Below are 13,233 nucleotides of genomic sequence, written 5' to 3'. Positions count from 1 at the left end.
TCTTCTCCGAGCGCGAAAGCCACGCCGCCTACTTCCTGCAAGAGCAGGACATGACCCGCTACGACGCGGTCAATTACATCGCCCACGGCATCGCGAAAAAGGCCGGGGCCTCTGAGGCCAAGCCGGTGAAGGGCGCGGAGGACGAGGAAAAGCCCCAGGTCAAGACCGGTGGCGAGGCGCTGGAAGCCTACTGCGTCAACCTCAACCAGAAGGCCAAGCAGGGTAAGGTCGACCCGCTGATCGGCCGAATGGCCGAGGTCGAGCGCTGCATCCAGATTCTCTGCCGCCGCACCAAGAACAACCCGCTGCTGGTCGGCGATCCCGGTGTCGGCAAGACCGCCATCGCCGAGGGCCTGGCCCGAAAGATCGTCAACGGTCAGGTTCCAGAGGTCCTGGCCAACTCGACGATCTTCTCTCTCGACATGGGTTCTCTGCTGGCCGGCACCCGCTATCGCGGTGACTTCGAGGAGCGGGTCAAGCAGGTGGTCAAGGAGTTGGAGAACCACCCCGACGCCATCCTGTTCATCGACGAAATCCACACCGTCATCGGCGCCGGGGCGACCTCCGGCGGGGCGATGGACGCATCGAATCTGCTGAAGCCCGCGCTGGCGTCTGGCACGCTTCGCTGCATGGGCTCCACCACCTACAAGGAGTTCCGTCAGCACTTCGAGAAGGACCGGGCGCTCGTCCGCCGGTTCCAGAAGATCGACGTCAACGAGCCCACGGTCGAAGACACCATCAAGATCCTCAAGGGCCTCAAGACCTACTACGAGGAGTTCCACAAGCTCCGCTACACCAACGACGCCATCAAGGCGGCCGTGGAGCTTTCGGCCAAGTACATCAACGACCGCAAGCTGCCGGACAAGGCGATCGACATCATCGACGAGGCGGGCGCCTCGCAGATGCTGCTCAGTGAATCCAAGCGGAAGAAGGTGATCGGCCTGAAGGAGGTCGAGGCCGTCGTCGCCAAGATCGCCCGCATCCCGCCAAAGTCGGTCTCCAAGTCCGACACCGAGGCCCTCAAGCAGCTTGAGACCGACCTCAAGCGAGCGGTCTACGGACAGGACGATGCGCTCGACCAGCTCTCCTCGGCCATGAAGATGGCCCGGGCCGGACTGCGCGACGCCCAGAAGCCGATCGGCTGCTACCTCTTCTCCGGCCCGACCGGCACGGGCAAGACCGAGACGGCCCGCCAACTGGCCTCCACCCTCGGCATCGAGCTCCTGCGCTTCGACATGTCCGAATACATGGAGCGCCACACCGTCAGTCGTCTGATCGGCGCGCCTCCCGGCTATGTGGGCTTCGACCAGGGCGGCCTCCTGACCGACGCCGTCGACCAGCACCCCCACTCGGTGGTGCTGCTGGACGAGATCGAGAAGGCGCATCCGGATGTCTTTAACATCCTGCTGCAGGTCATGGATCACGGCCAGCTGACCGACTCCAACGGCAAGAAGATCGATTTCCGCAACGTGGTCCTGATCATGACCACCAATGCGGGCGCGTCGGACGCGCAGAAGAACTCCATCGGTTTCGGCCGCGGCAAGGCCGAGGGCGAGGTTGAAGAGGCCCTGAAGCGTCTGTTCACGCCGGAGTTCCGCAACCGCCTCGACGCCGTGGTGGCCTTCAAGCCGCTGACCCCGGAAATCATCCGCCAGGTGGTGCTGAAGTTCGTTATGCAGCTGGAAGCCCAGCTCGCCGACCGCCACGTCACCATCGAGACCTCCGACGAGGCGGCCGACTGGCTGGCCAAGAACGGCTTCGACGAGCTCTACGGCGCCCGTCCGCTGGCGCGCGTGATCCAGGAGCACATCAAGAAGCCGCTCGCAGACGAGATTCTCTTTGGTCGCCTGACCAAGGGGGGCCACGTCAAGGTGGTGCTCAAGGACTCCAAACTCGCCTTCGAGATCGAGGGCGAGGAGCGCCAGCCAGGTGCGCCGGTGGTCGAGAGCCCCGCGGAGTCAGAAGCGGTCTGAGACTTCCACGCCCAGCCGATAGGTGTCTTGGCAAAGCCCTGACCGGCTAAGGCTAACCCCCAATTCATCACGACCTTCAGCCTAACCTTAAGCGGCAGGGCGCAGTGTCGGCTTATGGCCTCCGCCCTGTCCGAAGAGTCCGATCGCACCCTCAAGGTGCTGCATGTCGACGACGACCCCATGAACCTGCGCGTGGTGCAGGAGATCCTCGGCGCATATGGTCACCTCGCAGTGATGGCGGCCTCGGGTCCGGAAGCGCTGTCTCGGCTCTCCACCGAACGCTTCGACCTGATGCTGCTCGACATCCATATGCCGGGCATGACCGGTCTTGAGGTGGTCGAAGCCCTCCGGGCCAGGGCCGGGGCGGAGCGAGATACGCCGGTGATCGCGCTGACCGCCGACATCTATTCTCGCCGACCGGCCGAGTATCTGGCCCTGGGCTTCGACGATTTCGTCTCCAAGCCCATCCTGGTCACGGACTTGATGTCGGCCATCCGCCGCCACACGACGCCGGCGCATGTAAAGCTGGCGCGGACGGGCTAGTCGGCGTCCTGCTCTAGAGGCCGCGCCGCAACCGGTCCGGGCTCGCCCGCCAGCACCACTGCCAACCGCTCACGGTCCAGGGCGCCCTCCCAGCGACTGACCACCAGGGTCGCCACCGCGTTGCCGATGAAATTGGTGATCGCACGGCATTCGCTCATGAACCGGTCGACCCCCAGGATCAGCGCCATGCCGGCCAGCGGGACGCTCGGCACCACCTGCAGCGTCGCCGCCAGCGTGATGAAGCCCGCGCCCGTCACGCCCGCCGCACCCTTGGAGCTCAGCATCGCCACGCCCAGCAGCAACAGCTGTTCGCCGAGCGAGAGTTCGATCCCCAGGGCCTGGGCGATGAACAGCGCGGCCAGCGTCATGTAGATGTTGGTGCCGTCGAGGTTGAACGAGTAGCCGGTCGGCACCACCAGCCCGACCACCGACTTCTCGGCTCCGGCCCGTTCCATCTTCTCCATCAGCGAGGGCAGCGCCGCCTCAGAGGACGATGTGCCGAGCACAAGGAGCAGTTCTTCCTTGAGATAGCGCAGCAGTTTGAAGATCGAGAAGCCGTTCAGCGCGCAGATCGCCCCCAGCACCACAACCACAAACACCGCCGAAGTGATGTAGAAGGTCGCCACCAGCGCGATCAGGCTGATCACCGACTCGATCCCGTACTTGCCGATGGTGAAGGCGAAAGCCCCGAAGGCGCCGATCGGCGCCGCCCGCATGAAGATCGCCACCAGCTTGAAGAACGCCTCGGCCACGGCGCTGAGCACCTTGATCGCCGGGTCGCCCCGATCGCCGATCATCGCCAGGGCGAGGCCGAACGGGATCGAAAAGAACAGCACCTGCAGGATGTTGCCGTCGACGAAGGCGGAACCCACGGTCGAGGGGATGATGTCCATCAGGAAGCCCACGATGGTCATGTCGTGGGACTTGGTCGCGTAGCCTTCCACCTTGCTGGCGTCGAGGCTGGCCGGATCGATATTCATGCCCGCGCCGGGCTGCACCACATTGGCCACCACCAGCCCGACCACCAGGGCAAAGCTCGACACAGTGATGAAGTAGCCGAAGGCCTTGGCCGCCACGCCGCCCACCTTGCCGATATCGCGCATGCCGGCGATGCCGAGCGTCACGGTCAGGAAGATCACCGGCGCGATGATCATCTTCACCAGCTTGATGAAGGCGTCGCCGAGGGGCTTCAGCGCCTCGCCGGTCGCCGGCGCAAAGTGGCCGATCAGGGCGCCCGCCGCGATGGCGATCAGCACCTGCACGTAGAGCTCGGCCCACCAGGGCGTCTTCCTGGCCGGCCCCGCCGCCGCCACTGGTGTGATGCCCGCCATGAGTACCCCCCCGTTCCCCCATCGATAGCTAGCCGCTCAGGGCCATCAGCGCACCATTTCTTGACGCGAGCGCCCCTTTCCGAACCGATGACGCCATGGGACGGGAGCGGGCATGGGCGACAACGGCGGACTGACAAGACGCATCCTGCTCTGCGGCGCCGGTGTGGGCGCGCCGCTCGGCCTCTGGTCTTGGGACGCCGCTGTCGCGGCGCCGACGCCGGTGAAACGCCGCAAGCCCGCGCCTTTGGCCCGCCAACCCGGCGCCAAGCCCCGAAACATCGTCGTCATCCTCACGGACGACCACCGCTACGACGCCCTGGGCTTCCTGAAACCCCAGACCTTCCTGGAGACGCCCAACCTTGATCGGCTGGCCGCCGAGGGCGTCCACTTCAAGAACGGCATGGTGACCACCGCGCTCTGTTCTCCATCACGCGCCTCGATTTTCACCGGCCTCTACGCCCACCAGCACCGGGTCGTGGACAACAACCACGCCATAGATCCGGCGCTGACCTTCTTTCCCGAGCACCTCCAGCGCGCCGGATACGAAACCGCCTTCATCGGCAAGTGGCACATGGGGCCCGAGGGCGACGATCCGCAGCCGGGCTTCGATCACTGGGTGAGCTTCAAGGGTCAGGGAACCTATTTGCCCTCCCCTTCCGGCTTGAATGTCGATGGCCGCCGCGTTCCACAGGCCGGCTACATCACCGACGAACTCACGGATTACGCGCTCCGCTGGCTGGAACGCCGCAAGGGCGACAAGCCCTTCATGCTGTTTCTGTCACACAAGGCGGTGCACTCCGACTTCATCCCGGCCGACCGGCACAGGGGTCGCTATGCGGGCGCGCCGTTCCGTTATCCGGCCACCATGGCGCCCGCGACGCCTGATCAGGTCCGACCCAGCTGGGTGCAGGATCAGCGCAATAGCTGGCACGGCGTCGACTATCCCTACCATTCGCGGATCGACATCGCCGATTACTACCGACGCTACGCCGAGACCCTGCTGGCGGTGGATGAGAGCGCTGGCCGCCTGATGGACCATCTCCAGACCCGCGGCGTGCTGGAGTCCACACTCATCCTCTACCTCGGCGACAACGGCTTCGCCTTCGGCGAACACGGCCTGATCGACAAACGCACGGCCTATGAGGAGTCGATCCGAATCCCCATGCTGGCTCGTTGCCCTGAATTGTTCGGCGACGCCCCCCGGGTGGTGGATCAGGTGGTCGCCAACATCGACATGGCCCCGACCCTGCTCTCGGCCGCAGGGCTCGTGCCGCCAAAGGGCCTCTCAGGACGCGACGCGATCCCGCTTGCCCAGGGAAAGGCCGTCCCGTGGCGCGACGCTCTGCTCTACGAGTACTACTGGGAGCGCAACTTCCCCCAGACCCCCACCGTCCACGCTGTGCGCGGCGACCGCTACAAGTACATCCGCTACCATGGCGTCTGGGACGCCGATGAGCTCTACGACCTCACGGTCGATCCGCTGGAAGCCCGCAATCTGATCTTCAGTCCCGGCCATGAGGCGGTAGCGCGCCAACTCAACACCCGGCTGTTCGACATGCTGGCCGAAACCGGCGGAACCAACATGCCGCTGGCCCGCGACGCCGGCTTCCGAGGCTGGCGGCGACGCCGCGACGGCCCGCCGCAAGGCGTGTTCCCCGACATGCTCCTCGATCCGAGGTAGCGAAACACGGCGGCAAAACGCACTCGTCACTCTGCGGTCAACGACAAGAGGAAACGAGACATGACCATCACCAACCGTCGCGGGCTGATGCTGGGCGCGGGCGCCGCGGCGCTGGCGCTCCCGGGCGTGAGTCTCGCCCAGGCGGTCGCCGGCTTCACGCCGCAGGGCGTCACGAAACTGAACGCCGGCCTGCAAGCCCAGGTCGACGCCGGCAAGCTGGCGGGCATCGTGACGCTGCTCTCCCACAAGGGCCGCGTCGTGAACGTCAACGCCTATGGCCGACGCGACGCGACCGCGCCCGATCCGGTGGCGCCAGACACCATCTTCCGCATCGCCTCGATGACCAAACCCGTCGCGGGCGTGGCGATGATGCAGCTTTGGGAGCAAGGCAAATGGCGGCTGGACGATCCTGTCGCCAAGCACATTCCCGAGTTCGCGGGCCTGAAGGTCAAGACCAAGGCCGGCGGGCTGGAAGACCAGAAGAGTCCCATGACCATGGCCCAGGTGATGAGCCACACCGCCGGCTTCGGCGTCAGTGCGGTCTACGGCCAGGCCGGACTGCAGGACGGCGATCTCGCCGACATGATCGCCAAGCTGGCCCGGCTCCCGTTGGAGAGCCAGCCGGGAACCGACTGGGCCTATGGGCAGGTGGTCAACATCCAGGGCTATCTAGTTGAAAAACTGTCGGGAAAACCACTCGACGTCTACTTCAAGGACCACATTTTCGGCCCGTTGAAGATGGACGACACCGGCTTCTGGGTCGAACCTTCCAAGGCTTCACGCGTCGCTCCGATCCACACGTTTGACCCGACCGGAAAACTCGTCGTCGCGCCGAATGCGCGGGTGCAGACCTCAAAGCCGAAGTTTCTGTCCGGCAGCGGCGGTCTCTCCTCGACCGCGCCCGACTACCACCGCTTCTGCCTGGCCCTGCTGCGCGGCGGCGCGCTGGACGGAGCCCGCATCCTCAAGCCCGAGACCGTGAAGTTGATGCGCAGGAGCGTGCTGGAACCGGGCGTCGGCGTCGATCTCTATGGGCCCGTCCAGACCGGGGTCGGATTCGGCATGGACTTCGCCGTCAACGAAAGGCCTGAGATCAGCGGCCTGCCCTACGGCCGGGACACCTACTGGTGGGGCGGCGCCTTTGGGACCTGGTTCTGGATCGATCCCACCCACGAGGTGATTTTCGTCGGCATGATCCAGAACCTGAACGGCTCCACGCCCTGGGGCGGCACGCCCGATGTGCGCGGCCAATCGGCCCGCGACGTCTATGCCGCGATGGGCCGCGCCTGATGCGCCGCCTTCTCCCACTTCTCGCCGCGCTGGCCCTCGCAACGCCCGCGTTCGCCCAGACGCCCTACAAGGCGCCTCGCAACGCCTTCGGGCAGCCCGACCTGTCGGGCGTCTGGACAAATGCCGCGCTGACCAGCCTCGAACGTCCAGCCCAGTTCAAGACCGCCACCATCACCGAGGCCCAGGCCAAGGCGGTCGAGGCGGCCCGCGCGCGGGCGATGGACGCCCAGAGCCGACCGACCGATCCCAACGCCCCGGCCCCCAGCGCCGGCGATGACCCCGGCGGCTACAACGCCTTCTGGATCGACCCCGGCACCCGCATGGGCCGCATCCGGGGCGAAGTGCGCACCGCCTGGCTGGTGGATCCCGCCGACGGTCGCCTACCCTACCGCCCGGAGGGCTGGAACCTCTATCAGGCTGCCCTGATGAAGGCCCGGACCACCTTCGACGGCCCGGAAGCGCGACCGCTCGGCGAACGCTGCATCCTGGGCTTTGGCTCCACAGCCGGGCCGCCGATGATGAACGTGCTCTACAACAATCACTACCAGTTCCAGCAGTCGGCCGATCACGCGGTGATCGTCGTCGAGATGAACCACGACGCCCGCGTCATTCCGCTCCGCGACGCCGCGCGACCGCCGGCCCAGATGCGCGCCTGGATGGGCCAGTCCACCGGGCGCTGGGAGGGCGAGACCCTGGTTGTCGAGACCCGCGGCTTCCACCCCGGAGAGTCGCTCCGACCCTATTTCGGCGCCAGCCTCTACATCTCGCCCGAGGGCCGGGTCACCGAACGCTTCACCCGCGTTTCCGCCGACCAGATCCTCTACGCGTTCGAGGTCGATGACCCCAGCATCTACAAACAGGTCTGGAAAGCCGAGATGGCGCTCAACGCCGCCAAGGGTCCGATGTACGAGTACGCCTGCCACGAAGGGAATTACTCTCTCCCCGGCATCCTCGCCGGCGCCCGCAAGGCTGAAGCCGACGGCAAGGCGCCCGAGGCCGTGGAACTGTCGGAGTGAGCGGCGGCCGAAATTGAGCCGCGCGTCCCGCACTGATAGGCCAGATCCGCATGAGTGAGACCGAGCTACCGGACGAGACGCGGCCGGCTTCCGGCGCACCCGACCGCGCGTCCGCGCTCCGTCGGGGCTGGCTGGTGCCGGCCATCATCGGCTCGGCTCTGTTGATGCAGACGCTCAACGCCACAGTGATCACCAACGCCCTGCCGGCCATGGCGGACGCCTTCAATGTCGAGCCGCTGCGTCTCAACGTGGCGATCACGGTCTACATGCTCTCGATGGCGATCTTCCTGCCGCTGTCGGGCTGGATCGCAGACCGGTTCGGCGCGCGGCGCGTGTTCCTGGCCTCCATCGTGCTCTATGCCGCCGGTTCCGCCGCTTGCGGCCTGGCGCAGGACCTCTGGCAGCTGATCGCCTTCCGGTTCATCCAGGGCATGGCCGGCGCCACGCTGATGCCCGTGGGACGGCTGGTGCTGTTGCGTAGCACGCCCAAGTCCGAACTGGTCGGCGCCTTCTCGGTGCTCACCATGCCGGCGCTGCTGGGGCCGGTGCTGGGACCGCCGCTGGGGGGCGCGATAGTCACCTTCGCCGACTGGCGCTGGATCTTCTTCATGAACCTGCCGATCGCCGTGATCGGTCTGGTCCTGGCCTGGCGCTTCGTGCCGGACGTGAAAGCGGAGGGCCGCCAGCGGGTGGATATCCCCGGCATCCTGCTGTCCGGCCTGGGCCTTGCGGCGCTGATCTTCGGTTTCGAGACCCTGGGGCGCGAGACGCTGTCGCCCTGGCTGGTGGCCGGCCTGTTCGGCGCGGGCGCGGCCAGCCTGTTGCTCTACGCCCGCCACGCGCGCGCAACCCCGCATGCGGTGATCGACCTGAACGTCTTCCGCAAACCGACCTTCCAGGCGTCGGTGGTCGGCGGCGCCTTCATGCGCATCGCCATGGGCGCCAACCCGTTTCTGCTGGCCATGCTGCTGCAGGTGGCGTTCGGCATGTCGGCCTTCGCCGCCGGCATGACCACCTTCATCTCCGCCGCCGGCGCGCTGCTGATGAAGACCACAGCCCCGCCGATCCTCCGCCGCTTCGGCTTCCGTTCGGTGTTGCTGGTCAACGCTGTGATCGTGGGGCTGAGCTTCATGGCCTATGCTCTGTTCACCCCCGACTGGCCGCACTGGGCGATCATGGTGGTGCTGGGCGTCGGCGGCTTCTTCCGCTCACTCCAGTTCACGGCGCTCAACGGCATGGCCTATGCTGAGATCGACGAGGCCGAAATGAGCCGCGCCACCACCACTTCCTCCATGATGCAGCAGCTGGTCCAGTCGATCGGCGTCGGCCTCTCGGCCAGCCTGCTGGCCTGGCTCATGCGCCTGCATGGCGAGACGCAACTGACGGTCGAGACTGTCGCCCCGGCCTTCATCATCCTGGGCCTCCTGACCATGATCTCCATGGCCTGGTTTGTCCGCCTCGCGCCGGACGCCGGCGATGAGATGAACAGCCGCGGCGCGCGCTAGGCGCTGACCTGCGGCCCCTCTATGGTGGACGCTAGTTTCGACCCCCGAACTCAGGGTTTCTGAGCATGAAGTTCCTTGCCGTGCTGGCCGCGTTCGTACTTTCGTTCGGATCCCCGGCGATCGCCACGCCGGCTCCGACGCCCTCAGTCAAGGCGCAGCGTATCGTGCTGCCCACCGATGTGCGCCCGGATCGCTACGACATCAGGATCACCCCGGACGCGGCCAATCTCCGCTTCGCGGGCCGTGCGGACATCGCGGTCACCGTGGTCCGCGCCACAGACCGGATCGTGCTCAACGCCGCCGACCTGACCTTCGGCAAGGTCAGCCTTAGCGGCCAGGCCGCCGCGCCGCGGATCGAACAGGACACCCGGCAGGAAACCGTCGCGTTCGTGTTCCCCAAACGCCTTGAGCCGGGCCGATACACGCTCTCGATCGACTATGCCGGCAAGATCTACCAGCAGGCCTCGGGCCTGTTCGCTCTGGACTATGAAGGCTCGGACGGCGCCCCCAAGCGCGCGCTCTTCACCCAGTTCCAGAACTCCGACGGCCGCCGCTTTGCGCCGATGTGGGACGAGCCGGGGATCAAATCGGTGTTTGCCTTGTCGGTGGTGAGCCCCGAAGGCCAGATGCCGGTCTCCAACATGCCGGTCGCCAGTGATGTGGCGGAGGGTCCCGGAAAGCGCGCCGTGCGCTTCCAGGACAGCCCGAAGATGAGCTCCTACCTGCTGTTCTTCGCGCTCGGCGAGTTCGAGCGCATCCATCAGAGGGTCGGCCAGACCGACGTCGGCGTCGTGGTCCGCAAGGGCGACGCCGAGAAGGCGCGCTACGCGCTGGAGTCCGCCGTCAAGCTGCTGGCCTATTTCAACGACTACTTCGACACGCCCTATCCCCTGCCCAAGCTGGATATGATCGCCGGGCCCGGCCAGAGCCAGTTCTTCGCGGCCATGGAGAACTGGGGCGCGATCTTCTACTTCGACTACGTCCTGCTGCTGGACCCCAAACTCTCCAGCGAGACTGACAAGCAGAACGTCTTCACGATCATCGCCCACGAGATCGCCCATCAGTGGTTCGGCAATCTGGTCACCATGGAATGGTGGGACGATCTCTGGCTGAACGAGGGCTTCGCCTCGTGGATGGAGAACAAGGCCACCGATCATTTCCACCCCGAGTGGAACATCTGGCTCTCCACCCAGGCCGGCCAGCAAGGCGCGATGCGGCTAGACAGCCGCGCCGGAACACATCCGGTCATCACCGACATCCCGGATGTCTTCGCCGCCGCCACCGCGTTCGACGCCATCACCTACCAGAAGGGCCAGGCGGTCATCCGCATGTTGGAAGCCTATGTCGGCGAAGACGCCTTCCGCGCCGGGGTGCGCAGCTACATCCGGAAACACGCCTACGGAAACACGGTCTCCGACGATCTGTGGGTCGAACTCGACAAAGCCTCGTCGCGCAAGATCACCGGCACGGCCCACGACTTCACCCTGCAGGCCGGTGTGCCGATGATCCGGGTGCAGTCCACGACCGGCGGAATCCTCATGACTCAGGAGCGGTTCGGCGCCGAGCCCAGCCAGCGCACGCCGCGCACCTGGCGCACGCCGGTCAATGTGGCCGGGCCCAACGGCCAATGGCGAGGCCTGGTCAGCGCCGCCGCGCCGGTCACCGCGCCGATTGCGGGCCCGGTCGTCGTCAACGCCGGTCAGACCGGCTACTTCCGGACGGCCTATTCCGCCGAACTGTGGGCCAGGCTGGCGCCGGAGTTCGCAGGATTGCAGCCCGCCGACCAGCTGGGTCTGCTCTATGACAGCCGCGCCCTGGGCGAGATCGGCGTCGCGCCCATGAGCGACTTCCTGGCGTTGGCCAGAAACGCCCCCGCGACCGGCGATCCGGTTGTGCTGCGGACCCTCTCAGACCAGCTGGCCGCGCTGGACTGGCTGTTCGAGGGTCGCGCTGGACGCACCCCATACCGCGCCTTCGCCGTCGCCCGAACCGCCCCCATCGCCGGACGTCTGGGTTGGGACGCCAAGCCGGGCGAGCCTGACAATGACGCCATCCTTCGTCGCTCGGTGCTCACCACCCTGGGCGACCTGGGCGACGCCGCCACCATCGCCGAGGCCCGCCGGCGGTTCGAGCGGTATCTGGCCGATCCGACCAGCCTTCGGGGGGCCGGGCGCCGCACAGTCCTGTCCATCGTGGCGTCGACGGCCGACGAGAAAACCTGGGAAGCGATCCACCAACTCGCCAAGGGGTCGAAGGACATCACCGACCGCGCCCGGCTGTATGGCTATCTAGGCGCCAGCTCGGACCCGGTCCTGGCCGAACGAACCCTGAAGCTGGCTCTGAGCGGCGAGCCCAGTCCGACCGAGGCTCCCGCCATCATCGCGGCCGTGGCCGCCTCGTTCCCCGAGATGGCCTATGATTTCGCCATCGCCAACCGCGCCAAGGTGGAGGCCCTGCTGGAGCCGACGCAGCGCGCGTCGTTTTTCCCCCAGATCGCCACCCTCTCCCGCGATCCGGCGACGCTCGACAAGCTGGCGGCCTACGCGCCAACCATCCCGGCCTCGTCGCGTGGCGAGGTTGAAAAGGCGGCGGCCGCGATCCGTTTCCGGCTGGGCCTGATCCAGGATCGCGTGCCCGAGATGGAGCGGTGGCTGGCGGCGAACGGCGGCTAGGGCGTGACAGCCTGAAGTGGAATCGGGTTCAGGCGCCCGTCACGCCCTGACTCAAGCAAATCGAGCCTGTTCCTCCGGATCAGATGTTTCCATCTGATCCGGACAGGCTCCGAGGCCTATTCGGCCGCCTGCAGCACACGGCCTGCGGTGAAGGACGTCTTCATCGCCAGTTCAACCTTGGCCTGTTCGTACTCCGATGACAGGCGGCCAACCAGTTCAGCGACGGTCGGGATGTCCTTCACCGCGCCGATCCCCTGGCCGCAGCCCCAGATGTCGCGCCAGGCCTTGGACTTCTGATTGCCGCCCGAGCCGAAGTTCATCGCCGAAGGGTCGGACTTGGGCAGGTTCTCAGGATCCAGACCGGCCGCGATCACCGAGGGCGCCAGGTAGTTGCCGTGCACGCCGGTGAACAGGTTTGTGTAAACGATGTCTTCGCCGGTCGAGGCGACGATCATATCCTTGTAGCCCTGCGCCGCAGCAGCCTCCTGCGTCGCGATGAACACCGACCCGGCATAACCGAGGTCAGCGCCCATGGCCTGGGCGCCAAGGATCGCATGACCGTTAGCGATGGCGCCCGACAGCGCGATAGGGCCGTCGAACCATTCCCGTAGGCTGTGGACCAGCGAGAACGGCGACTGGGTGCCGGCGTGTCCGCCCGCGCCGGCCGCCACCGGGATCAGGCCGTCGGCGCCCTTCTCGATGGCCTTGCGCGCGAAGCGGTCGGTGATCACGTCGTGCAGCACCACGCCGCCATAGGAATGGACCGCAGCGTTCACGTCCTCCCGCGCGCCCAGCGAGGTGATGACGATCGGCGCCTTCCACTTGGTCGAGGCCTCCACGTCATGCATCAGCCGGTCGTTGGTCTTGTGCACGATGTGGTTTACCGCATAGGGCGCGGACGGCGTGTCGGGGTGATCCCGGTCCCAAGCGGCCAGTTCCTCGGTGATCTGGTGCAGCCATTCGTCCAGCATCGAGGCCGGCCGTGCGTTCAGCGCCGGGAAACTGCCGACGATGCCGGCCTTGCACTGGGCGATCACCAGCTCGGGCACCGAGATGATGAACAACGGGCTGCCGATCAGCGGCAGACGCAGACGATCACGCAGAACAGGCGGCAGAGCCATGGGTCAGAGTCCCTCAAAGCGATTGATGTTTTCGATTTACAACGTACGATCAAGAACGGAGTCAGGCAAGTCTACCGTCGTCGCGTCTTCCCCTAGCGTGA

At 66.3% G+C, this 13,233-nt stretch carries 9 protein-coding genes; 7 read left to right on the top strand and 2 right to left on the bottom strand.

Translation table 11 applies throughout. The features are described 5' to 3' along the window. A partial coding sequence (gene clpA / locus ACIQ3R_RS02855) for an ATP-dependent Clp protease ATP-binding subunit ClpA (protein WP_397414856.1) occupies nt 1–1,973 on the top strand: 1,973 nt, incomplete at its 5' end. A gap of 114 nt (nt 1,974–2,087) precedes the next feature. Then, nucleotides 2,088–2,516, top strand: a complete 429-nt coding sequence (locus ACIQ3R_RS02850) for a response regulator (protein ID WP_397414853.1) — start codon at nt 2,088–2,090, stop codon at nt 2,514–2,516. On the opposite strand, the gene ACIQ3R_RS02845 is transcribed toward ACIQ3R_RS02850, so the two are convergent. Further along, nucleotides 2,513–3,847, bottom strand: a complete 1,335-nt coding sequence (locus tag ACIQ3R_RS02845) for a dicarboxylate/amino acid:cation symporter (protein ID WP_397414850.1) — start codon at nt 3,845–3,847, stop codon at nt 2,513–2,515. The two genes, ACIQ3R_RS02850 and ACIQ3R_RS02845, sit on opposite strands and share 4 nt — an antisense overlap. A 112-nt stretch (nt 3,848–3,959) precedes the next feature. On the opposite strand from ACIQ3R_RS02845, the gene ACIQ3R_RS02840 reads away from it, so the two are divergent. The 5 genes from ACIQ3R_RS02840 (at nt 3,960) to ACIQ3R_RS02820 (ending at nt 12,011) form a co-directional block, all read left to right on the top strand. Continuing rightward, nucleotides 3,960–5,528, top strand: a complete 1,569-nt coding sequence (locus ACIQ3R_RS02840; protein WP_397414847.1) for a sulfatase — start codon at nt 3,960–3,962, stop codon at nt 5,526–5,528. A gap of 60 nt (nt 5,529–5,588) precedes the next feature. After that, nucleotides 5,589–6,818: a serine hydrolase domain-containing protein gene (locus ACIQ3R_RS02835; protein WP_397414845.1), complete on the top strand. Its 1,230-nt coding sequence runs from the start codon at nt 5,589–5,591 to the stop codon at nt 6,816–6,818. Then, complete coding sequence (locus ACIQ3R_RS02830) at nt 6,818–7,834, top strand: hypothetical protein (protein WP_397414843.1); 1,017 nt, start codon at nt 6,818–6,820, stop codon at nt 7,832–7,834. The genes ACIQ3R_RS02835 and ACIQ3R_RS02830 overlap by 1 nt, the downstream gene beginning before the upstream one ends. A gap of 50 nt (nt 7,835–7,884) precedes the next feature. Next, nucleotides 7,885–9,339 carry an MDR family MFS transporter gene (locus ACIQ3R_RS02825; protein WP_397414840.1) on the top strand — a complete coding sequence of 485 codons (1,455 nt, stop codon included), beginning with the start codon at nt 7,885–7,887 and terminating at the stop codon, nt 9,337–9,339. Nucleotides 9,340–9,404: 65 nt separating this feature from the next. Further along, nucleotides 9,405–12,011: a M1 family metallopeptidase gene (locus ACIQ3R_RS02820; RefSeq protein WP_397414838.1), complete on the top strand. Its 2,607-nt coding sequence runs from the start codon at nt 9,405–9,407 to the stop codon at nt 12,009–12,011. 116 nt (nt 12,012–12,127) lie between these two features. Here the strand turns inward: ACIQ3R_RS02820 and ACIQ3R_RS02815 are convergent, their stop codons facing one another. After that, nucleotides 12,128–13,132: an NAD(P)H-dependent flavin oxidoreductase gene (locus ACIQ3R_RS02815; RefSeq protein WP_397414835.1), complete on the bottom strand. Its 1,005-nt coding sequence runs from the start codon at nt 13,130–13,132 to the stop codon at nt 12,128–12,130. Nucleotides 13,133–13,233 lie beyond the last annotated feature (101 nt).

The organism is Phenylobacterium sp. (assembly GCF_044371015.1).
Classification (GTDB): domain Bacteria; phylum Pseudomonadota; class Alphaproteobacteria; order Caulobacterales; family Caulobacteraceae; genus Phenylobacterium.
Note: the sequence above shows the minus strand (reverse complement) of the source record. Positions and strands in the feature narration are given on the sequence as shown.

Bases quoted from the DNA above. Each gene is read 5' to 3' on its own strand.
- ACIQ3R_RS02850 (WP_397414853.1), top strand. From the start codon at position 2,088: ATGGCCTCCGCCCTGTCCGAAGAGTCCGATCGCACCCTCAAGGTGCTG.
- ACIQ3R_RS02845 (WP_397414850.1), bottom strand. From the start codon at position 3,847: ATGGCGGGCATCACACCAGTGGCGGCGGCGGGGCCGGCCAGGAAGACG.
- ACIQ3R_RS02840 (WP_397414847.1), top strand. From the start codon at position 3,960: ATGGGCGACAACGGCGGACTGACAAGACGCATCCTGCTCTGCGGCGCC.
- ACIQ3R_RS02835 (WP_397414845.1), top strand. From the start codon at position 5,589: ATGACCATCACCAACCGTCGCGGGCTGATGCTGGGCGCGGGCGCCGCG.
- ACIQ3R_RS02830 (WP_397414843.1), top strand. From the start codon at position 6,818: ATGCGCCGCCTTCTCCCACTTCTCGCCGCGCTGGCCCTCGCAACGCCC.
- ACIQ3R_RS02825 (WP_397414840.1), top strand. From the start codon at position 7,885: ATGAGTGAGACCGAGCTACCGGACGAGACGCGGCCGGCTTCCGGCGCA.
- ACIQ3R_RS02820 (WP_397414838.1), top strand. From the start codon at position 9,405: ATGAAGTTCCTTGCCGTGCTGGCCGCGTTCGTACTTTCGTTCGGATCC.
- ACIQ3R_RS02815 (WP_397414835.1), bottom strand. From the start codon at position 13,132: ATGGCTCTGCCGCCTGTTCTGCGTGATCGTCTGCGTCTGCCGCTGATC.